Raw genomic sequence first — 21,665 nt, forward strand, 5'->3', positions numbered from 1 at the left:
CCAGCGGGATCGACACCAGGAAGCCGATGCAGATCGAGGCGCTGAGCAGCCACATCGTCATCGCCAGGCCGGTGATGTGGTAGCCGTCGCTGTAGAAGAACGGCTTCCAGTACTCCTGCAAGAGCTCAATCATCGTACTGCCTCCCGGGAACCTGCCGCGTAATGCTGCTCAAGCCAGCGCAGGACGACGTTCGACGCGCTGGTGATCATCAGGTAGATCAGCGCCGCCAACACCAGGAAAAAGAACAACTGATAGGTACTTTTTCCGGCGTCCTGGGCGGCCTTGACCAGGTCGGCCAGGCCGATGATCGACACCAGCGCGGTGGCCTTGAGAATCACCATCCAGTTGTTGCCGATACCCGGCAAGGCGAACCGCATCATCTGCGGGAAGACCACGAAGCGAAAGCGCTGGGCGCGACTCAGGCCGTAGGCGGTGGCAGCTTCCATCTGCCCACGGGGCACGACGAGGATCGCGCCACGGAAGGTCTCGGTGAAATAGGCGCCATAGATAAAGCCCAGGGTGATGACCCCAGCGCCAAATGGATTGATCTCGATATATTCCCACTCCATGGCCACCGTGAAACTGGTCAACCAGGTTTGCAGGCTGTAGAAAATCAGCAGCATCAGCACCAGGTCCGGCACCCCACGAATCAAGGTGGTGTAGCACTGGGCGGGAATGCGCAACAGTTTGAGGCTCGACAGCTTGGCGCTGGCGCCGAGCAGACCGAGCAGCACACTGAGCAGCAGGGACAAAATCGATAACTTGACGGTCATCCAGGCGCCTTCCAGCAACAGAGGGCCAAAACCCTGCAAGCTGAATGCGGAAAGCCCGAGCGTCTGTAAGAGAGCTTCGAACATAATTCACAGGACCTATAGCAATAAAGAAGCGCCCTCACCCATGAGGGCGCGGGACGTTATTTGCCGCTGTAGAGATTCAGATCACCAAAGTGTTTTTTCTGGATCGCCGCGTAGGTGCCGTCATCGTGTAGCGCCTGGATGCCTTTATTGATCAGGGCCTTGAGTTCGCTGTTGCCCTTGGCGATACCCACCGCGGTCTTGGCCGGCAACAGCGGGCTGTCGACGGGCGGACTGACTTCGTAGTCGACACCTTGTGGCGACTTCAAGAAGCCCAGTTCGGCTTGCAGCATGTCCTGGATCGAGGCGTCGAGACGGCCGGAAATCAGGTCGGCGTAGACCTGATCCTGGTTGGCATAGGCCTGGGTTTCCACACCGGCCTTGTCCAGTACCTGCTTGGCATAGGCTTCTTGAATGGTGCCCTGCTCGTAGCCGACTTTTTTGCCCTTGAGCGAAGCCAGGTCGATACCCACTGTGGAACCTTTCTTGTAGACCAGGGCTGTGGGGCCGGAGAACAGCTCGCTGGAGAAATCGATGACTTTTTCCCGAGCCGGGGTCACGGTCATCGAGGAAATCACACCGTCGAACTTGTTGGCCTTGAGGCCGGGAATCGTGCCGTCGAAATCACTTTCCACCCACCGGCACTTGACCTTCAACTCGGCGCAGATCGCGTTGCCCAGGTCGATATCGAAGCCCACCAGGCTGCCATCGGCGGCCTTGGACTCGAAGGGTGCATAAGAAGGATCGACGCCAAAACGCAGCTCCTTATAGTCCTTGGCCAGGGCAGCACCAGCAGCCAGGCAGAGGGTCAGCGCAGAAAGGGTCAGCAATGTTCTTTTCATTATTATCAATTCCTAAAACCACGACGGGCGCTTGTGACGCATGGGTACGGTCAGGAGACTGGGTGCAAGGCGCTAAACCTGATCCCGCACCTCAAGCGCTAGCTTCAAAAGCAATCCGGTGCTTTGGCGTTCGACCTCAACACTTACGCACATAGACTTACTTGTACGTACAAGCATATGCAATCACTCAGCCAACTCCCCCGGCCAAGGCAAAACCGGCCCTGGCGAAAGGCACACAAGCCCACAGGCACGGGGTTTCGCCGCACATGGATAGCGTGTTGAGGATCGGGCCGATCATGGGTCAGGCTGTTACCCGGAGCAGGTTTTGCCCGGTATCGGTGCGTCAGGTAACAATTTGAGAGGTTTACCGGTGAAGGGAAACACCCTGGCAGGCAGCAGGGGCGGCTAGTGGAGTGGGCAGGCAACAAAAAACACACGCACACAAAAACGCCGCTCAATGAGCGGCGTTCTTGATGAATATGGAGCGGGAAACGAGACTCGAACTCGCGACCCCGACCTTGGCAAGGTCGTGCTCTACCAACTGAGCTATTCCCGCAATGGCGTCCCCTAGGGGACTCGAACCCCTGTTACCGCCGTGAAAGGGCGGTGTCCTAGGCCACTAGACGAAGGGGACACAGCAACTACTACCCGCAACACATGGCGTGCGCTGCGGTGACCAACAAAAACGCCACTCACTGAGTGGCGCTCTCGTTAAATTTGGAGCGGGAAACGAGACTCGAACTCGCGACCCCGACCTTGGCAAGGTCGTGCTCTACCAACTGAGCTATTCCCGCAAATGGCGTCCCCTAGGGGACTCGAACCCCTGTTACCGCCGTGAAAGGGCGGTGTCCTAGGCCACTAGACGAAGGGGACACGCTACCCGGAACACATGGTGTGTGTTTCGGTGTCCAGAGCCGCATCCTGAGACTTGGTTCTGGTTTCACTCAGCACCGCCCGAAAGCACTGCTGTTTAAAATTGGAGCGGGAAACGAGACTCGAACTCGCGACCCCGACCTTGGCAAGGTCGTGCTCTACCAACTGAGCTATTCCCGCATTGGCGTCCCCTAGGGGACTCGAACCCCTGTTACCGCCGTGAAAGGGCGGTGTCCTAGGCCACTAGACGAAGGGGACACAGCTACAACTTCACTCCCTACCGCGTTTCGCTGTTCGCTTTACGCTGTAAGTGGCGCGCATTCTATGGATGGATTGAGGGGTCGTCAACCCCCCGATATAAATTTATTTAAATCAATGACTTCGCTGTCCTTTGCGGGGCGTTTCGGGGATTTCGGCCGACCGGCGTTTGACGCCTATATTCTGGCACTCGCCAAGGCGCTATAGTCCTTGGCACACCGATAATGGCATTGTGCATCCATCGACCACCTGCCCCTATCGACCGCTGCAGGGCCCGTCTCAACTCGTCGCACCGCCCTATCCGCCCCCAGGCTTAGCCACTACACTCGCACGCAAACCCAATAAAGAGGTCTTCACGGTGACACCACTCATGATCACCCTGCTAGTAATAGTCGGGATCGCACTACTGATCGCTATTGGCTACATGAACAATGTGGTGGAAAACAATAAGCTGCAAAAGGCCCGCACCAAGGTTGAACTCAATGACCGCCTGCGCCGCTGCGGTGAAATCACCGAGACCTTCCCCGGCCAGTTGATGACACCGGCCCTCAAGCTGCTGCTGGCACGCCTGGAACTCAACGTCTGCCAGCGCATGCTCAACCTGGAGAAATCCAGTACGGCGCTGAAAAGCCGCATCGAAGAGTTGAAGGCTTTGATTGCCCAGGGCGAATCGATTCCGGTGAACAACCCACCGGCGCCGATCCTGACCGAGGCCAAGGCCAAGGATGTACGCTTCCTGCTCGAAGCCTTGCATGGCCAGGTCACCCGCGCCGCCCACGATGGTTTCCTGCCCACCAACGAGGCAAAAAGCTGGATTCGTGAAATCCGCCACATCCTGGTGCTGCTGCACATCGAGTTTTTCAGCAACCTGGGCCAGCACGCCCTGCAACAGGAACAACCTGGTCAGGCGCGCCTGGCCTTCGAACGTGGCGTGCAGTACTTGCGCAAACAACCCGATCCGCAGGCCTACAACGAACAACTCAAGTTCCTGGAAAAACTCCTGGCCCGCGCCAACTCCATGGTGCTGACCAACATTGCCCCGGTTGAAGGTGACGTGAACGAGTTGACCGAAGGCCTCAAGGAAGTCGAGGCCGATGCAGACTGGAAGAAGAAGGTCATCTACGACTGATGCCGCCTTCGAGGATCGCGGGTCAGAATTGGCCTGCGACCCTCCTGCCCCCCCCCGCCTTACAGCCTGAAATGCCCCACCATCGCCTTCAGCTCCACACCCAACTGCGCCAGTTCAATGCTCGACGCGGCATTGCCCTGCATGGCCAGCGAGGACTGATCGGCACTGGCGCGGATGCTGGTAACGCTGCGATTGATCTCTTCGGCCACCGAACTCTGCTGCTCGGCCGCGGCGGCGATCTGCTGGTTCATCTGCTGAATCAGGGAAACAGCGGCGGCGATACTGCCCAGCGCGCTTTCGGTCTGCAGCGCATCGCTGACGGCCAGCTTGACCAACTCACCACTGCTCTGGATTTGCTGCACTGAAGACTGCGCGGCGCCGCGCAGGGTCGTCACCAGCCGCTCGATTTCCTCGGTCGACTGCTGGGTGCGCTTGGCCAGGGCGCGGACCTCATCGGCCACCACAGCAAAGCCCCTGCCCTGCTCCCCCGCACGCGCCGCCTCAATGGCGGCATTGAGCGCCAGCAGATTGGTTTGCTCGGCCACGCTTTTGATCACGCTGAGGACACTGCCAATGTTCTGAATCTCGACGCTCAAGCTCTCGATGCTGGAACTGGCCGCCGTCGCCGAGTCCGCCAGCAACTCGATACGCTGCATGCTTTGACGCACCACCTGCTGGCCGGATTCCACCTTGCCGTCGGCGGTTTGGGCGGCCTGCGCCGCTTCCTCGGCATTACGCGCCACATCGTGCACCGTGGCCGTCATCTGATTCATGGCGGTGGCCACTTGTTCGGTTTCTTCTTTCTGGCTGCTGACTTCCAGGTTGGTCTGCTCGGTCCCCGCCGACAGCGACTGCGCGGAGCTGGCCAATTGCTCGATGCCTGCCTGCAGGCCACTGACAATCCGGCTCAATCCCGCGCCCATCTGCTGCATGGCCTGCATCAGTTGGCCGATTTCGTCACGCCGGGTCACCACCACACTGGCACTCAAGTCGCCGGCGGCAATTTGCTCGGCCAGTCGGATCACGCTGCGCAGCGGTGTCACAATCAGTCGAGTGATCAGCCAGGCGGCGATCAAGCCGACCACCAACGCCAGGACCGACGACACAATGATCAGCAGCGAGTTGTGCTGCAACTCTGTCTGCATCGCCTGGTCTTGCGCTGCATAAGCCTGATCCACCCGCTGTACCACTTCGCCGGCGCGCGCATGCAACTGCTGATAGACCTGTTGTTCGCGAGCCAGGAGCCCGGTGTACTCCGCCAATTTGTCAGTGAAGCTGGCGATGTGCCCAGCCACCTCGCGGAGTACCGTCTGGTAACCCGCATCCTTGACCACCTCCATCAGCGCTTGCGCCTGGCGCAACGCCTGGTCAGCCTGCTCGATCCTTCCCTGCGCTGTATCCTGCGTGGCGGCCTTGCGGCTCTGGTCCAGGCGTACCCGCGCCTCGTTCATCGCCTGCAGCATCAGCTTCGACACCTGACTGACCTGGCTGGCTTGTTCGATAAACTCTCCCCCCTCCTTGCCGGCAGATTCCTTGAGTGTGTAGGCGCCATCGTCAGCCAGCCCTGCCTGCAATACATCCAGGTTGTTGGCGACGCTTGCGACCGACCAACTGGCCATTTCCAGCGCCAGGTCCTTGGCCGACGTCAGCTCGACAAATTCATCGAAGGCCTTGCGATAGGCGCCCAGTGACTGTTCGACCTCATTCATCACCGGCGCATTGGTCGCCGACCGGGCCTTGAGCTCGGCGACCTGGGCGATCAAGGTATCCAGGCCCTGGCGCAAGGCGTCGACGGTTTTTTCATCTGCGTGCAAGGCATACTCCTGCTCCAGCAGGCGCACCTTGAGCAGGCCACTGTTGAGCGCCGACATCTGCTTGAGCCCGTCGAAACGCTGGCTGATGCTGTGCAGCGACCAGACCCCAATGGCCGCTACCAGGGCCGTCAACAGCAAGACCAGGATAAAGCCAAGCCCCAGTTTTTTCGCCATGCCGAAGTTGGCAAAATGTCCTTGCACACCTGAAATCATTGCTCGTCACCTTCTTCCAGTGGCCAATGGCAATGGCGGCCATTTTCTCTCCCCGCAGAGTCGCAACGGGGGCCCCTCAAGTACAAGTCTCAGTTGCGGCAATCATGGCAAAAAGCTATGCGTGCGTCGTTTTCAGAACACTTGAGGTCGATCCGGCAGTGCGCAGGCCCGAAAGAACGCCAGAGCCTGTGCATCACCGGCATAGGCCACATTGATGCGCAACCAATCGCCGGCCTCGCCGGAGGGACTGAATTCAGCGCTGCCAGCCAGGGCGATACCGTGCTGCTGTGCGAGGGCGCTGGCTTGTTCCGCGTTACAGGCCTTGGGCCGGGCCCAGATGTACAAGCCCCCTGACGGCCTGCCAAAGACTTCCCAATCCGCGTCCTCCAGCACCTGCAGTGAGGCGTTCATCTCGCGCTTCAAGCGTAGCCGCTGGCGTTGCACCAGCTTGCGATACGCCCCATTGGCCAACAGGGTGTTGAGCACCGCTTCACTGAAACAGGACACGCCCAGACTGGTGATTCGCTTGACTTGCGCCAGGCGCTCCACCAGTGCCTGATTGGCCACGACATAGCCGACCCGCAACGAGCTGCTGAGGGTCTTGGAAAAACTGCCGAGGTAGATCACACAGCCGGCGTTATCCAGCGCGGCCAGACGGGTCGCACTGCGCCCCTGAAAATCGGCGTAGACATCGTCTTCGACAATGCTCAGCCCATATTGCCCGGCCAGTTCCAGTATTCGTTGCGCCACAGCCGGGGCCAGGCAACTGCCGGTAGGATTGTGTAACTGGCTGTTGATGAACAGCGCGCGCGGCTGATGGGCCGCCAAGAGCGACTCTAGCACCTGGATGTCCGGCCCACGCGGGGTGCGCGGTACCTCGAGCATCCGCACGCCCAGCAACTGCAATTGCTCGAACAGGTTCGAATGTCCGGGCGTTTCCACCACCACACAATCACCGGGTTTGAGCAGGGTGCGGATGATCAGGTCCAGCCCGTGGGTGGCACCGGCGGTGGTGAGCACCTGGGACGGCTCGGCAACGATCGCAATCTGTTTCAGGCGCTTGAGAATCTGCAGGCGCAGAGCCGGCAAGCCATACCCCGAGCTGTAGCTGAACAGCCCCTGCATGTCGGTGCGTGACACCTGGCGGATGGCGTACCCAAGGTCATCACTCTCGCGCCAGCTTTGCGGCATGCCGGCACGTCCCAGAGGCAACCGGCTTGCCTCGCCGGTGAGCACGTCTTCAGGGCTGCGCGGGAGCGCTGGCGTGACAACGAAATAGCTTGAACCGTGACGCGATGCAAGCACCCCCTGAGCCACCATGCGCTCGTAGGCTTCTATCACGCAGGATTGGCTGAGCAGGTTGTCCCGGGCCAGTTGGCGAATAGAGGGTAAACGTGTGCCAGGCTCGATGGCACCCTGACGAATTCTGCCGGCAAGCGCATCAACCACCTGCTGCACGACGGGGACCAGCGCCTGACGATCGATTCTCAATTCCATGAGAGATCAGCTCCAACTGTTTTAGATTATTTCCATGAGCAGTTAAGCACAGGCTGACTGTCCGATTAGTACGGCAGTAGGTTAAAACCCCGTGGCTCTAACCCCTTGAAACACATTCCCCGGAGGCACAAAAAAGCCCACACGAATGCGGGCTTGGTCTGACATAAGTTCCAGTGATTGCACTGAGAAAAAATCAGGTTTCCTCAGTCGATCAAAAAGCCGTTACCCCACCGTCCACGGCTAACGAATGACCGGTAGTGAACGCCGCCCCATCGCTGCACAGGTACAGCACCGCACTGGCAATTTCATCCACCTTGCCAATACGCCCCACCGGGTGCATGGCCGCCGCGAAGTCGGCCTTTTTCGGATCGGCCTCGTAGGCCCGACGAAACATATCGGTATCAATCACCGCAGGACACACCGCATTGACCCGGATCTTTTTCTTCGCATATTCGATGGCGGCCGACTTGGTCAGGCCGATCACCGCGTGCTTGGACGCAGCGTAGATGCTCATCTTCGGTGCCGCCCCCAGACCGGCCACCGAGGCGGTATTGACGATGGCACCGCCGCCCTGGGCCAGCATCAACGGCAGTTGGTGTTTCATGCACAGCCAGACACCTTTGACATTGACCCCCATGATCGCGTCGAACTCATCGAGCGTGCCCTCGGCCAGCTTGCCCTTTTCGATCTCGATTCCGGCGTTGTTGAAGGCGTAATCAACTCGGCCATAGGCACTCACGGCTTGCGCCATCAGGTTTTGCACATCGCTTTCCTGGGTCACGTTGCAACGCACAAACACTGCCTCACCACCGGCCGCACGGATCAGTTCGACCGTGCCCTCGCCCCCCGCCACATCGAGGTCCGCCACCACCACTTGCAAGCCCTCGGCGGCGAATGCCTGGGCAGTCGCACGGCCGATACCGGCAGCCGCACCGGTCACCAACGCTACCCGGCCAGAAAACGTCATGCTCATTGTTGTGTCCTCGAATGATGGGAGTTAACGCGTTTCGCCAGTCTAGACACCCACCCCTGTCGCACGTCAGCACTATCAGAAGCCCGGTTGATCGCTCATGAGTCGCAGTGATGAATCCACCCAGCCAACTATCACTGTATTGGATCGAGCCGTATTCGCTGGATCAGCAAACCTTGCGACATCGACCGTGAGGGTCTATCAATCAGACTTCCTTCACCCTTGAGTACCCGCCATGACTGCCCAGACCAATCGTCAATTCCTGCTCGCCAAACGCCCGGTGGGGGCGGCAAACCGCGAGACGTTCACCTTTCAGCAAGTACCGGTCGGCGAGCCAGCGGCGGGCCAGATCCTGGTCAAGAATGAGTACCTGTCGCTGGACCCGGCCATGCGCGGCTGGATGAACGAAGGCAAGTCCTACATCGCGCCGGTGGGCATCGGCGAAGTCATGCGCGCCCTGGGCGTGGGCCAGGTCATCGCCTCCAATAACCCGGGATTTGCCGTGGGTGATTACGTCAACGGGGCTCTGGGGGTGCAGGACTACTTCCTCGGTGAGCCGCGCGGGTTCTACAAGGTCGATCCGAAACTGGCGCCACTGCCACGTTACCTGTCGGCACTCGGCATGACCGGCATGACCGCTTACTTCGCACTGCTCGACGTCGGCGCACCCAAGGCCGGTGACACCGTGGTGCTGTCTGGTGCCGCCGGGGCGGTTGGCAGCATCGCCGGGCAGATTGCCAAGATCAAAGGCTGCCGCGTGGTGGGCATTGCCGGGGGAGCCGACAAGTGCCGGTTCCTGATCGACGAACTGGGGTTCGACGGGGCCATCGACTACAAGAGTGAGGACGTGGTGGCCGGTCTCAAGCGCGAATGCCCGAAAGGCGTGGACGTGTACTTCGACAACGTCGGCGGCGACATCCTCGACGCTGTACTCAGCCGCCTGAACTTCAAGGCCCGTGTGGTGATCTGCGGCGCCATCAGCCAGTACAACAACAAAGAAGCAGTCAAGGGGCCGGCCAACTACTTGTCGCTGCTGGTCAACCGGGCACGCATGGAAGGCTTCGTGGTGATGGACTACGCCGCACAATTCGCGGCCGCCGGACAGGAAATGGCCGGATGGATGGCCAAGGGTCAGCTCAAGAGCAAGGAAGATATCGTTGACGGACTGGAGACGTTCCCGGAAACCCTGATGAAATTATTCAGCGGCGAAAACTTCGGGAAACTGGTGTTGAAGGTTTAACCCACGTCAGCTTTGCTGGCTTGTCGCGCCTTCGCCGACAAGCCAGCCTCTACAGAATCCGACACCACTCAACAGGTCGAGTGTTAGCTCGGTAGCTGCTACAGGAAACCAGAGAAAGCAGGCCGGCCGGTAGGCCGCCGTGCTTTTGCTCTTGATCCAACCGCCCCATCGGAGGGATACCGTAGCGAGGGGGCGAGCGTTTTTTGGGTGGGCCTGCCCGCTGACAGCCCCTACAGAGCCAACTCAGCCACAACAGCCGCCAACGCCTTGGCCGGATCAGCCGCCTGACTGATCGGACGACCAATTACCAGGTAGTCAGACCCCGCATCCAGAGCCTGGCGCGGAGTAAGGATCCGGCGCTGATCGTCCTGGGCGCTGCCCGCCGGACGAATCCCCGGGGTCACCAGTTGCAGCGACGGATGCGCCGCCTTCAGGGCCTGAGCTTCCAGCGCCGAACATACCAGGCCATCCATCCCGGCTTTCTCTGCCAGTGCCGCAAGACGCAGCACCTGCTCTTGCGGTTCGATGTCCAGGCCGATCCCGGCCAGGTCCTCACGCTCCATGCTGGTCAGCACGGTCACGCCGATCAACAGCGGCTTGGGACCGCTACGCTGGTCGAGCACTTCACGGCAGGCCGCCATCATGCGCAGGCCACCGGAACAATGCACGTTGACCATCCACACGCCCATTTCCGCAGCGGCCTTGACGGCCATCGCGGTGGTGTTGGGAATGTCGTGGAACTTGAGGTCGAGAAATACTTCAAAACCCTTGTCGCGCAAGGTCCCGACGATTTCCGCAGCACAGCTGGTGAACAGCTCTTTGCCGACCTTGACCCGGCACAGCTTGGGGTCCAACTGGTCAGCCAGCTTCAGTGCGGCGTCACGGGTAGGGAAATCCAGGGCGACGATGATAGGAGTCTGGCAGGCGGACATGAGTGGGCTCTCAGGCAAGTCGAAATCGGCGCGCATTGTAGCGGAACGCGAGCCCGTCCGGGACCCGATGATCGGTAAATCATCATCAAGGGGTCCAATGAGCAAAAAAACAGCTTCAATAAGCTGACGCGCCCGATACCCGCCGCGTCAGCCCGGCGCCCTTCAGCGCTTGTCTTCCACCCGTGCCTGGCTGTTGCTCCAGTCGATCAGCAGACTATAGGCCACCGCCAGCAAGGTCGGGCCGATGAACAGACCGATAAAGCCAAAGGCAATCAAGCCGCCAAAGACCCCGAGCAATACGATCACCAGCGGCAGGTTGCCGCCACGGCTGATCAGGTAGGGTTTGAGCACGTTGTCGACACCACTGATGATGAACATCCCCCAGATGCCGAGGAACACCGCAAACCCGTAGTCGCCCTTCCACGCCAGCCAGGCCGTGGCCGGAATCCATACCAGGGGCGGGCCCATGGGAATCAGGCTGAGCAGGAAGGTGACGATGCCCAGCACCAGCGCCCCCGGCACACCGGCGATCAGGAAGCCAATCAGGGCCAGTACCGCTTGGGCTGCCGCCGTGCCGATGACCCCGTTGACCACCCGCTGCACAGTGCCAGCCACCAACTCGATGTAGTAACTGGCCCGGTCACCAATCAGCCGCTCCAGCAGACGGTGGACAAAACCCGCCAGCCGCGGGCCATCCCGGTAGAAGAAGAACACGAAGACGATACTCAGTGTCAGCTCCAGGATACCGCCACCGATCTGCGCACTGCGTGCCAGCAACCAGTTGCCGACCTGCCCCAGGTAGGGCTTGACCGTCACCATCAGTGCCGCGCCCTGCTGGTCGATGCTGTTCCAGATCCCCACCAGCCGTCCCCCGACCAAGGGAATGGAGCCCAGCCAGACAGGGGCTTCGGGCAGGCCATCGACCTGGACATCCTTGATGAAGACCGTGGCATCGCGCACATGGTCCGCCAGGTTGAACCCTAGCCACACCAATGGCGCCGCCACCAGCACCATCCAGCCGAGGGTCAGCATGGCGGCGGCCAGGGATTCGCGACCATTGAGCCAGCGGGTCAGCAGGCGCATCAATGGCCAACTGGCGAACGCCAGCACCGCGCCCCAGAACATCGCCGACCAGAACGGCGCCATCACCCATAAGCTGGCACCGAACAACACCAGAAGCAGGATCTGCACCAACAGGCGATCATTATTGAGCATGGATAGTCTCGAACAGGGTTAATCAACAAAAGCGCAAGCGAGCGGCACAAGGCACGCTCGCTGCACAGAGCTTAACGCAAGAGTTCGAAATGCAGGCCAGGGTCTTTCACTTCACCCAGGTCCAAGCGTGCACTGCGCACACCCTGGGCCACCAGCGCCTGACGCCAGGCCTCGGCCTGGGCCCCGGAAACACTGACCCGCAATGTGGTATCGAGGTTCAAGCCACGCGACAGCAACGTCACCCAAGGTGCCTGGGGCTCCCCGGTCAGGCGGGGCAGATCCAGGGTTCCGGTGTCCTTGAGTTGCCGTAACAGGGTGGCAGAGGTCGGCAGCAGTTCGCCCAGGGGGGCGTTGGCGTCGAATTGCTCGACATGCAGGTACGCCCGGCGATTGCCCCGAGTGATGCTGTACAGCGCCACCAATGAGTTGTCCTGGGGGGCCGCCAGGCGTAGCAGCAGGTAGGCCTGGCCGTTGTCGGCACCATAGAGCTTGGCGTTGCCGAAGACTTCGTTGGCCCACAGGCTGCTTTCGCCGCAATCACGGGCCTGGCACCAGAACAACAGTTCGGCGCCCTGCTTCTGCAAGGCTTCGCGGGCTGCGGTAAAGGCGGCGGTGGCGGAATGCTCCGGCGGCAACTCATAGGTCACCGAGGTCATCTGGCCCCGCGCAGTGACTTGTCCGTCAAACCGCAACTGGCCACTGATCTTGCGGATAGAACCCATGGGGTAAATCCGCTCAAGCTCGGCAGGCGGACGATAATCGACGATTTGCGCATCGACCATGCGCGGCACCAGCGGCAGATCCTGGCTGCCCGGCACGTCGGCCGCCGACGCCAACGAACTGCTACAGGCAAGTACGAACAAACTGATAAAACGCATGCGCTTCAACCTTGAAGAGACTCTCATCGGATCAGCATGGCCTGGGCGCCCTTGATGACATTGGCGTCGTCGATGCGTTGCGGCACCAGCAACCCGCGCTGCACAGCCGGACGCTCGGCCATTGCCGCCATCCAGCGCTGCAAGGCTGGCAAGCCGTCAACCGAGACCCCGGACCACTCATGGCCACGCACCCACGGATAGGTCGCAATGTCGGCAATGCTGTAGGTGTCGGCGAGGTATTCAACGGTTTGCAGACGGCTGTCGAGCACCTCGTACAGGCGGCGGGTTTCGTGCTGGTAACGGTCAATGGCGCCCTGCAGTTTTTCCGGGAAGTAGCGGAAAAACACGTTCGCCTGGCCCTGCATCGGGCCGATGCCGCCCATCTGGAACATCAACCACTGGATGACCCGCGAACGGCCTTGCGGGTCCGTGGGCAGCAGTTGCCCGCTCAGTTCAGCGAGGTAGAGCAGAATCGCGCCGGATTCGAACACGGCAAAATCGCCGTTGGCGCGGTCGACAATCGCCGGGATCCGGCCATTGGGATTGATCTTGAGAAACGCGGGTGCCTTTTGTTCCTTCTTGTCGAAACTCAGGGCATGCACCGTGTAGGGCATACCGAGTTCTTCGAGCACGATAGAGACCTTGTGGCCATTAGGGGTCGCAGCGGTGTAGAGATCTATCATGGTTGTCTCCCATTTCAACCCGCCCAGCCTCGACAGTTGCCCGCTGCAAGTCAAGGAATGGCGAAAAAGCGATTGAAACAGTCTGCAACAAGGGCTGCACCCTCCTCGTCGTTCAGGTGCAAGTGATGCCCGCCTGGCAGCTGTTCGCGACTAAAGGGTAGACGCTCCAGCAACTCTGGATGTTTGCCGAGCATACCGTCGGCCGCGACCACCAGGTGCGCCGGACAGCTGACGCGTCGGGCAAAGGACAATGCCTGCTCACTGGACAGGCGCAGAGGCGAAGGCAGCGTCAGGCGACTGTCGGTGCGCCAGGTGTAACCGCCCGGCACCGGCATCAGCCCGCGCTCGGCCAGCAATTCGGCCGCTTCACGACTGACCGCCACCAAGCCTTTCATTCGCACTTGCACGGCCTGGTCAATGCTGCCGTAGACCGGCTTGCGCTTGCCTTGCAGGTCCAGTTGCGCCTGCAACGCCATGCCCATGCGCTCGGCAGCGTTCTCATGTTCCGCCGTGGGGGGAATCACCCCGTCAATCAACGCCAGGTGCGTCACACGCTCGGGCATGGCGCCCGCCAGCACCACCGAGACAATCGCCCCCATGGAGTGGCCAAGCAGGGCAAAACGTTGCCAGCCCATCTGCTCGGCAACGTGCAGCACGTCATGGGCGTAGTCCCACAGGGCATAACCGGCCCCCAGGGGGCGATGCCCGGAATGACCATGCCCCGCCATGTCCAGGGCCAGCACGCGCAAGCCCTTGAGCCGGGGTGCCAGTCGGGCGAAGCTGTTGGCGTTGTCGAGCCAGCCATGCAAGGCGATCACTGGCAGGCCGTCTTCAGGCCCGAACAGGTGGGCCGCCAACTCAATGTGCGGCAGGTTCAGGCGCACCTCGGTGACGCTGCTCACGCGCATTCCCGGTCACTGCGACCGGCCCAGCGCTGGAACAGCTCCTTGAGCAGTGCCGCGGTGTCCTGCGGGCGCTCGAGGGGAAACATGTGGCCGCCGGGCACGGTCACAGATTCGCCTTGTGGCATACGGGCCACCGCGCTGGCGTGATGGCGCATGACCACCCGGCTCTGGCGCCCACGCACCACCGCCAGCGGCACCTGCAACTGACGTGTGCGCCCCGGACTGGTGTGCGGCACCCCCCGGTAGATACTGATCTCGGTGGCCGGGTCAAAACGCAACCGCAAGCGATCACCCACCTTGTGCAAGCCATGTTGCAGGTAGGCGTCGAAACACTCCGGGTCGAAACCGCGAAACAGACTCTTGCCGGCAAAGTAATGCCGGGCTGCCTCGAGGTCGGCGAATTCTTCCCGGCGCCCCAGGGTGCGGCCAGCGGGGGTCAGGCGATCGATAAAGCCAAAACGCTTGGCCGCGCGGATCACCCACTGATCGGTACGGGTCAGTACGGGCGAATCAAGCATCACCACCCCGCGGTAGAGCTGCGGGCAACGCAGTGCGGCGTGCAGGTGCAGGACCCCGCCAAAGGAATGCCCCACCCCCCACACCGGGCCTGGTTGCTGTTCCAGGTGGTGGATCAACTCGTCCACCAGGTTGAACCAGTTGTCGTCCGCCGGAAACCGTGGGTCATGGGCATGCTGCTGCAGATGCGCGACCTGATACTCCGGCGCCAGCGCGGCAAACAACTTGCCGTAGGTGCCTGAAGGAAAGCCATTGGCATGGGCGAAAAAAATCTGCTGCGGCATAACGGCGTGTCCATAAACAAAATCAGGGGTTGATTGTCCGCAAGACCCACGCCCACGGCAATGACCGTAACTGCCAGGAATGATGACAGTCAGGCCATGCCTATGCAGATCGCCCACCCTCCGTGCAACAACGCGTCAGCGTGCGGCAGGTGCCTCACCCAGCGGTACCACCGCCATGGTCAGGCGCGACACGCAGCTGGCTTTGCCTTCATCGCTGCAAAGGCGAATGTCCCAGACGTGGGTGGTACGCCCGATATGGATCGGCCTGGCCACCGCCGTGACCCGCCCGCTGCGCAGTCCGCGCAGGTGGTTGGCATTGATCTCCAGGCCCACGCAATAGAACTTGCTGGCATCGATACACAGGTAACTGGCCATCGAGCCCACGGTTTCGGCCAGCACCACAGAGGCGCCGCCATGCAACAAGCCGTAGGGCTGATGGGTGCGATGATCGATGACCATGCTGGCGGTCAGCGATTGCTCGTCAAACGACTCGAATCGAATATCCAGCACTTCGCCGATGGTGTTTTTCTGAATCCCATTCAACTGTTCAATGTTCGGAGCAGTACGCCACAGACTCATCTCTTGATCCCTTATTGCTGTTGTTGTTCTTCAATCCTGCCACAGCACCGCTTCGCTGCGCGCACTCCATTCCTCGAAGCGGGCACCGTAGGTGGCCTCGATCACGTTGCGCTTGATCTTCAGGGTCGGGGTCAGAAAACCGTTCTCCACGGCCCAACTGTCCTTGACCACCACCAACTGGCGCAGGCGCTCATGCTTGTCGAGGGCCCCATTGACCTCCTCAAGCAGGCTTTCCAGGCTCGCGTGCAGGGCATTGCGCGCCGTGCTGGCGGCATCCTGCAGCCCCACCGCCGACAACACGCACAGGCCCAACGGCGCACTCAGGCCATCGCCGACCACACACACCTGCTCGATGCGCGAGTGCACCGCCAGGCGGTTCTCGATCGGCGCCGGGGCCACGTACTTGCCCTTGCTGGTCTTGAAGATTTCCTTGAGGCGACCGGTGAGGCGCAAATAGCCCTCGGCGTCCTGCTCGCCCTTGTCGCCGGTGCGCAGAAAGCCGTCTTCGGTGATGGTCTCGGCAGTTTTCTGCGGCTCCTTGAAATAGCCTTGCATGGTGGCGCCGCTGCGTACCTGCACCTCGCCGGTGGTGTCGATGCGCACTTGCACCTCTGGACACGGCTTGCCGATCCAGCCGGGCCGCTGCTGGCCGGGCAGGGAGATATGGGAATAACCGCAGCTTTCGGTCATGCCGTAGACCTCCAGCACATCCAGTCCCAGGCGTTTGTACCAGTGCAGCAAGGCCAGGGGCACCGGTGCGGCGCCGGACAGGGCAATGCGCAAGGCATCCAGGCCCAGGCCGGCCAGCACCTTGTGCCCGACGCGCTTGCCGATGATCGGCAGGCCCAGCAAAAAGTCCAGGCGTCGGGCCGGGATCTTGCTGTAGACCCCCATCTGGAACTTGGTCCAGATCCGCGGCACGCCAAACAACGCCGTGGGCCGGGCGCGCTGCAAATCGACCAGAAAGGTGTCGAGGCTCTCGGCAAAAAACACCGTTTGCCCGGTATAAATCGATGCCATTTCGACAAACATGCGTTCAGCGACATGGCACAGCGGCAGGTACGACAACAGTCGATCCGACTCGTTGAGGTTGAACAATTGGGTGCCATGGGTGGCGGCAAAACCGAGGTTGGCAAAGCTGTGCATCACCCCTTTGGGCAGGCCCGTGGTGCCGGAGGTATAGATGATGGTTGCCAGTTCATCGCCACCCGGGGTCGGGTTGTCCTGGATCGGTGAACTGCGCTGCAGGTCGGCCCAACTGTAGTCAAAGGTCGCCGCGGGACACAGTGGCAGGCTGATGGTGGGCAGGTCGGCGCTGACGCCTCGGGACATGCTCGGCCAGTCATCCAGCTTCCCGATGAATGCCAGGGCCGCCTGCGAATGCTCCAGCACCTGAGCCACCGACTCGGCTGTCAGGTTGGGGTACAGCGGCACTGAGACATGGCCGGCCATCCAGATCGCCAGGTCGGCAATGATCCAGTGGGCACAGTTTTTCGAGATCAGGGCAATGTGGCTGCCCTGAGGCAACTCCCGGGCCCGCAGCCAGTGCGCGGCACAACGAGCCTGGTGGCCGACGTCGGCCCAGGTCAGCGTTTCGACCTGGCCGCCTCCGGTCGGCTGAACCATGAACCGCTGGCGCGGGTGGCGGGCTTCACGCTCGTAGAACACTTGCAGCGGCAAACGAAAAGCGGCGGGCATGGAATGCGCTCCTGTTTTTGTTCGGTGTCGCCGCAAGCGTAGACCAACCAAGCGATTGCTTGGTTGTCTATTTCAAACAAAAATCCCCGCCCCTCTGAACGCCCAGGTATTACGGGTGTTGGAGGCTGTTGAGCTTCATCAGCCCGGCCAGCGGCCACTCCCCTTCGAGCTCCGCCAGGCCCGCCGTGCGCACGGCCACAGGCTCCTGCACATGACCGTGCTGCAAAAACCCCAGCAGATTGCCCACCAACGGGTTGTGGCTGACCAGCAGTACGTTGTCCACCGAGGCCAGTTGCTCGGCCACCGCTTGCGGGCGGCTGTCGGGCGTCAACCATTCGACCGTGCGGATCTCTGGCACGAAACCCAGGGCCTCGCGCACCAGTTGTGCGGTTTGCTGGGCGCGCAAATAGGGGCTGGCGTAGATCGCGGTCAGCGGCTTGCCGATCAACCGGGCGGCGCTGCGCAAGGCTTCCTCGCAGCCGTGGGGCGTCAGCGCCCGCTCCGAATCCGGGCGCGAACCATAGGGTTCGGCTTCACCATGGCGCAACACCCAGACTTTCATAGTTTTGGCTCCTCATCGCGGACCGGATGCGGCGCCGGCGCGACTGTGTGTGGCGCCTCGCCTTCCGGGGTACGCGGGGTCGGCCAGTCGGCAAACGGCCAGGGTTTCTGGTCGCTGTGGAAGCTGCCGAAACGGCCGATCTGCGCCAGGAACTGGCTGAGGCTGTCACCGAAGTTCATCAGCCCGGCACTCGGGGCACCATAAATCAGTCGGTAGATCAGTTGCACCAGCACTACCGCGCCGAGAATGAATTGCGCCACCTGCCACACCAGGACAAACACCAGCATCCACAGCACTCGCAGAAGGATGGACTCGTACCTGGCTTCTACTTTGGGTTCGTTCATGTCTTGCTCCCTGCCCCTGTCAGTCGAGGGCTCAGTTGAAACCGCTGGTGGAGATAAAGTCGACATCGGTTTTCGGCTCGCCACGCATCAGCAGCTCGATCACCTGCTCCAGCGTGCGCCCTTCAAACAGAATGGCGTGCAGGCCGGCGACCAACGGCATATAGACCCCGACTTCCTGGGCCTTGGCCTTCAGCACTTTGAGGGTGTTGACGCCCTCGGCGACCTCGCCCAGGCGGTTCACCGCGTCTTCCAGGCTCAAGCCCTGGCCTAGGGCAAAGCCCACTTGATAGTTGCGGCTCTTGGGCGAGGAGCAGGTGACGATCAGGTCGCCGACCCCGGCCAGACCGAGGAACGTCATCGGGTTGGCACCCCGATTCACCGCAAAACGGGTCATTTCCGCCAGCGCCCGGGTGATCAACATGCTTTTGGTGTTTTCCCCCATGCCCAGGGCCACGGCCATGCCGGCGATGATCGCGTAGACGTTTTTCAGCGCGCCACCCAACTCGACCCCAAAACGGTCAGCACTGGCGTAGACACGAAAGGTCCGGCCGTGCAGCGCGGCTTGTACGCGCTGGCACAGTTCTTCATCTTCACTGGCCACCACTGTGGCCGTCAGGGCGTGCTCGGCGACTTCACGGGCCAGGTTCGGCCCGGAGAGCACACCGATACGCGCTTGCGGAGCGATTTCCTGGAGGATTTCACTCATCAGCATGAAGGTGTGCGCCTCGATGCCTTTGGTCAGGCTCACCAGGAACTTGCCGGTCAGGCGCTCGGCATGGGGCGCCAGCACCGAACGCAGGGCGCTGGACGGCAGTGCGACGAAACTCAGTTCACAATCGTTGAGGGTGGCCAGCAGATCAGTGACCGGCTCCACGGCCGGATGCACCTTGATACCTTTGAGGTAGCGTGGATTCTCGCGATTGACTCGAATCGCCTCGGCCTGCTCGGGATCGCGCATCCACAGCCGAACCGCATGACCGTTCTCAGCCAGCAGATTTGCCACCGCGGTACCGAAACTCCCGCCCCCCAGGACCGCAATCGGGCGCTGTTCAGTCATATGTAATCCATTAATCCATTCCAGTGGCGATGGCAGCATTATACGGGGCGGTCGTGCATCGGCCAGCCCCCCGAACAATTACCGACATCTGTAGGAAGCTAGACAACAAAACGAAGGAAAATGCCGACATCGTGAATGGAAAACTCTACTAGCTCGGTTAACATGCGTCCCCATCCAAACGGTATCAAGGCTGTTCCGTGTTTGCCGGTCCCTCCCCCCTTCGTTCTTCGCTGGCCCTGGCGCTGCTGTTCAGCGACACACTGCTGGCCGATGACCTGTTCCTGGAAAACCTGCCGCTGCCGCAAGTGCTGACCGCCACCCGGCTTAAACAGTCGCCCGCCGCCGTGCCGGGCAGCATGACTGTGCTCGACAGCGAACTGATCAAGGCCAGCGGGTCGCGGGACATCAGTGAGCTGTTGCGCCTGGTGCCAGGGATGATGGTGGGCAACATCAACGGCAACCAGGCGGTGGTCAACTACCACGGCAGCAATGCCAGCCAGGCGCGGCGCATGCAGGTGCTGATCGATGGGCGCTCGGTGTACCGCGCCGGCCTGGCAACGGTGGACTGGAGCGACATTGCGGTAGCGATGGAAGACATCGAGCGAATCGAGGTGTTTCGCGGCCCCAATACCGTCAGCTACGGCGCCAATGCACTGATGGCCGTGGTCAACATCATTACCCGCGCCCCGGCCAACAGCCACGGCACACGGATCAAAGTCAGCCGCGGCCAGCGTGGGATCAATGACTGGTACGCCAGCCACGGCACCGGCTGGGACAGTGGCGACCTGCGCCTGTCCTTGTCGGGCCAGGAAGACGACGGCTTCGACTCCGACCAGCGGGGTGCGGACTACCACGACAGCCGGCGGCTGAACCGGATCAACCTGGCCATCAGCCAGGCACTCGACGAACAGCAGAGTATCGACTGGCAGCTCAACGCCAAGGACGGCAGCAACCAGCGTCCCTATACCTACCGTCCGGTATTCCCCGGGATTACCGCTGCCGGCGACAACTCCGACGTGACCGCCAAGAATTACTCCTCCTCCCTGCGCTGGAACCTCGACCTGAACCCCGAGCACAGCCTCTATATACAGGGCACGGCACAGCACTGGGATCGCCAGCAAACCTGGCGTGCCTGTGATGCCGAAATATCGTTCAGCCCGCAACTGGCGGCACTCTGGCAACTGGACCCCAACTACACCGAGCGCCTGGCGCGCAACATGGACAGTTTCACCGCCAGCGGTGCCCCGCGCTCGACGCCAGAGCAGGAAGCACTGGCCAACAAGGCCCTGGCGCAGTGGCGAGGCGGCGCCAACCGGACCGTCTGCGGCAACATCGACCAAAGCACCCGGGAAACGCGCTACGACCTTGAACTGCAGGACACCCTGAGCCTGTCCGATAGTCTGCGCCTGGTCAGCGGCTTGAACTATCGTTACGACCGGGCCGACTCCGAGACCTACTTCAATGGCACCCTCGATGACACCACCACGCGCCTGTTCGGCCAGTTGGAGTGGCGCGCCACCGAGCACTGGCTTGTGCAGGGCGGTGCAATGTACGAAAAGACCCGTTTGATCGGCGACTCGCTGACCCCGCGCTTCGCTATCAACTACCTGATCACCCCGCGTCATGGCCTGCGCGCGGTGTACTCCGAAGCCGTGCGCTCGCCCGACATGTTCGAGAACAACGTCAACTGGAGCTATCGGGTGACCGGGCTCAACCCCACGGCCTACGGCAGGCCCAGCGCCCGCTATTTCGTCAAGACCCGCGGCCCCGGCGATCTCGAGCAGGAACACATGCGCTCGCGCGAACTCGGCTACAACGGCAGCTTCACCCACTTGGGCCTGAACCTCGACGTCAAGCTGTTCCACGATGAAATCACCGGAATGATCAGCGAGTCGCTGCGCAACAATCAGTTCATTGCCAGCAACTCCAACACCGCTCGCTTTCAAGGTGCGGAAACCCAGCTCGACTGGCGCCTGAGTGCTGCCGACCGGTTGCGCCTGACCTATGCCTATGTCGATGCCGAGGCCAGCAGCCCCCAGGACCAGCAATTGACCGCGCACAACAGTGGCTCCGCCGGCTGGCTGCGCGATTGGGGCAGCGGCTGGAACAGCGCACTGTTCTACTACGGCGACGATGCCCTCAATGGCTACCGTTTCGAACGGCTCGACTCGCGCCTGGCCAAACGTATCGCCCTGGGCAAGGCCAGCCTGGAGCTGGCCGGCACCCTGCAACAACGCCTGGACAATCAGCCCAACACCTTCGCCGACAATTACTACGACTCACGCCACGTGCTGTACTTCAGCGCCGAGCTGGTGTTCTGA

At 61.4% G+C, this 21,665-nt stretch carries 19 protein-coding genes, 6 tRNA genes and 2 pseudogenes; 3 read left to right on the forward strand and 24 right to left on the reverse strand.

What is annotated here, in order from left to right; genetic code table 11:
- From H7995_RS12875 to H7995_RS12915, 9 genes and pseudogenes are all read right to left on the reverse strand, one after another.
- A pseudogene (locus H7995_RS12875) lies at positions 1-133 on the reverse strand (amino acid ABC transporter permease); the annotation flags it as partial.
- The gene (locus tag H7995_RS12880; RefSeq protein WP_185818453.1) at positions 130-858 is read right to left on the reverse strand and encodes an ABC transporter permease; all 729 of its coding nucleotides are present in this window, start codon (positions 856-858) and stop codon (positions 130-132) included. The pseudogene H7995_RS12875 and the gene H7995_RS12880, both read right to left, overlap by 4 nt.
- Positions 859-914: 56 nt before the next feature.
- Positions 915-1,697: a transporter substrate-binding domain-containing protein gene (locus H7995_RS12885; RefSeq protein WP_185818454.1), complete on the reverse strand. Its 783-nt coding sequence runs from the start codon at positions 1,695-1,697 to the stop codon at positions 915-917.
- Between the two features lie 480 nt (positions 1,698-2,177).
- Positions 2,178-2,253, reverse strand: a tRNA-Gly gene (locus tag H7995_RS12890).
- 2 nt (positions 2,254-2,255) lie between these two features.
- A tRNA-Glu gene (locus H7995_RS12895) sits at positions 2,256-2,331 on the reverse strand.
- A gap of 84 nt (positions 2,332-2,415) precedes the next feature.
- Positions 2,416-2,491 (reverse strand) — tRNA-Gly (locus H7995_RS12900).
- Between the two features lie 3 nt (positions 2,492-2,494).
- Positions 2,495-2,570 (reverse strand) — tRNA-Glu (locus H7995_RS12905).
- A gap of 104 nt (positions 2,571-2,674) precedes the next feature.
- A tRNA-Gly gene (locus tag H7995_RS12910) sits at positions 2,675-2,750 on the reverse strand.
- A 2-nt stretch (positions 2,751-2,752) separates the two neighbouring features.
- Positions 2,753-2,828, reverse strand: a tRNA-Glu gene (locus H7995_RS12915).
- Positions 2,829-3,198: 370 nt separating this feature from the next.
- Here H7995_RS12915 and H7995_RS12920 point away from each other — a divergent pair.
- Positions 3,199-3,957, forward strand: a complete 759-nt coding sequence (locus tag H7995_RS12920; protein WP_178117400.1) for a hypothetical protein — start codon at positions 3,199-3,201, stop codon at positions 3,955-3,957.
- 59 nt (positions 3,958-4,016) lie between these two features.
- On the opposite strand, the gene H7995_RS28830 is transcribed toward H7995_RS12920, so the two are convergent.
- From H7995_RS28830 to H7995_RS12935, 4 genes and pseudogenes are all read right to left on the reverse strand, one after another.
- Positions 4,017-4,730 carry a methyl-accepting chemotaxis protein gene (locus H7995_RS28830; RefSeq protein ID WP_371927855.1) on the reverse strand — a complete coding sequence of 238 codons (714 nt, stop codon included), beginning with the start codon at positions 4,728-4,730 and terminating at the stop codon, positions 4,017-4,019.
- Positions 4,716-5,984, reverse strand: a pseudogene (locus H7995_RS28835) (methyl-accepting chemotaxis protein); the annotation flags it as partial. The gene H7995_RS28830 and the pseudogene H7995_RS28835, both read right to left, overlap by 15 nt.
- Positions 5,985-6,116: 132 nt before the next feature.
- Complete coding sequence (locus H7995_RS12930) at positions 6,117-7,481, reverse strand: aminotransferase-like domain-containing protein (RefSeq protein ID WP_185818456.1); 1,365 nt, start codon at positions 7,479-7,481, stop codon at positions 6,117-6,119.
- A 211-nt stretch (positions 7,482-7,692) separates the two neighbouring features.
- Positions 7,693-8,454 carry an SDR family oxidoreductase gene (locus tag H7995_RS12935; protein WP_166590831.1) on the reverse strand — a complete coding sequence of 254 codons (762 nt, stop codon included), beginning with the start codon at positions 8,452-8,454 and terminating at the stop codon, positions 7,693-7,695.
- A gap of 232 nt (positions 8,455-8,686) precedes the next feature.
- On the opposite strand from H7995_RS12935, the gene H7995_RS12940 reads away from it, so the two are divergent.
- Positions 8,687-9,691 carry an NADP-dependent oxidoreductase gene (locus H7995_RS12940; protein WP_166590832.1) on the forward strand — a complete coding sequence of 335 codons (1,005 nt, stop codon included), beginning with the start codon at positions 8,687-8,689 and terminating at the stop codon, positions 9,689-9,691.
- A 230-nt stretch (positions 9,692-9,921) separates the two neighbouring features.
- On the opposite strand, the gene pyrF is transcribed toward H7995_RS12940, so the two are convergent.
- The 11 genes from pyrF to H7995_RS12995 all read right to left on the reverse strand — a co-directional run bounded on the left by pyrF (position 9,922) and on the right by H7995_RS12995 (position 19,344).
- The gene (gene pyrF, locus H7995_RS12945; protein WP_166590833.1) at positions 9,922-10,623 is read right to left on the reverse strand and encodes an orotidine-5'-phosphate decarboxylase; all 702 of its coding nucleotides are present in this window, start codon (positions 10,621-10,623) and stop codon (positions 9,922-9,924) included.
- Between the two features lie 162 nt (positions 10,624-10,785).
- Entirely contained in the window at positions 10,786-11,838 is a 1,053-nt protein-coding gene (locus tag H7995_RS12950; RefSeq protein WP_166590834.1) for an AI-2E family transporter, read from the reverse strand.
- 71 nt (positions 11,839-11,909) lie between these two features.
- Positions 11,910-12,716, reverse strand: coding sequence for a DUF4892 domain-containing protein (locus tag H7995_RS12955; RefSeq protein ID WP_166590835.1), 807 nt, complete (start codon positions 12,714-12,716; stop codon positions 11,910-11,912).
- Between the two features lie 23 nt (positions 12,717-12,739).
- Positions 12,740-13,399 carry a glutathione S-transferase family protein gene (locus tag H7995_RS12960; RefSeq protein ID WP_166590836.1) on the reverse strand — a complete coding sequence of 220 codons (660 nt, stop codon included), beginning with the start codon at positions 13,397-13,399 and terminating at the stop codon, positions 12,740-12,742.
- A 50-nt stretch (positions 13,400-13,449) separates the two neighbouring features.
- On the reverse strand, positions 13,450-14,301 hold the full coding sequence (locus H7995_RS12965; RefSeq protein WP_425312229.1) for an alpha/beta hydrolase: 852 nt from the start codon (positions 14,299-14,301) through the stop codon (positions 13,450-13,452).
- Positions 14,298-15,104 carry an alpha/beta fold hydrolase gene (locus H7995_RS12970; protein ID WP_166590838.1) on the reverse strand — a complete coding sequence of 269 codons (807 nt, stop codon included), beginning with the start codon at positions 15,102-15,104 and terminating at the stop codon, positions 14,298-14,300. The genes H7995_RS12965 and H7995_RS12970 overlap by 4 nt, the downstream gene beginning before the upstream one ends.
- Before the next feature lie 135 nt (positions 15,105-15,239).
- Positions 15,240-15,683 (reverse strand): hotdog fold thioesterase, encoded by a 444-nt coding sequence (locus H7995_RS12975; protein ID WP_182343942.1) that lies wholly within the window; start codon positions 15,681-15,683, stop codon positions 15,240-15,242.
- 30 nt (positions 15,684-15,713) lie between these two features.
- On the reverse strand, positions 15,714-17,381 hold the full coding sequence (locus H7995_RS12980; protein WP_182343940.1) for an AMP-binding protein: 1,668 nt from the start codon (positions 17,379-17,381) through the stop codon (positions 15,714-15,716).
- Positions 17,382-17,490: 109 nt separating this feature from the next.
- The gene (gene sixA, locus H7995_RS12985) at positions 17,491-17,943 is read right to left on the reverse strand and encodes a phosphohistidine phosphatase SixA (RefSeq protein ID WP_166590841.1); all 453 of its coding nucleotides are present in this window, start codon (positions 17,941-17,943) and stop codon (positions 17,491-17,493) included.
- Positions 17,940-18,287, reverse strand: a complete 348-nt coding sequence (locus H7995_RS12990) for a DUF4389 domain-containing protein (protein WP_166590842.1) — start codon at positions 18,285-18,287, stop codon at positions 17,940-17,942. Before H7995_RS12990 ends, sixA begins: the two co-directional genes overlap by 4 nt.
- Positions 18,288-18,318: 31 nt before the next feature.
- Positions 18,319-19,344 carry an NAD(P)H-dependent glycerol-3-phosphate dehydrogenase gene (locus tag H7995_RS12995; RefSeq protein WP_166590843.1) on the reverse strand — a complete coding sequence of 342 codons (1,026 nt, stop codon included), beginning with the start codon at positions 19,342-19,344 and terminating at the stop codon, positions 18,319-18,321.
- Positions 19,345-19,541: 197 nt separating this feature from the next.
- Between H7995_RS12995 and H7995_RS13000 the strand changes: the two genes are divergently transcribed.
- Entirely contained in the window at positions 19,542-21,665 is a 2,124-nt protein-coding gene (locus H7995_RS13000) for a TonB-dependent receptor domain-containing protein (protein ID WP_185818458.1), read from the forward strand.

This window comes from Pseudomonas kielensis (assembly GCF_014236655.1).
GTDB lineage: Bacteria > Pseudomonadota > Gammaproteobacteria > Pseudomonadales > Pseudomonadaceae > Aquipseudomonas > Aquipseudomonas kielensis.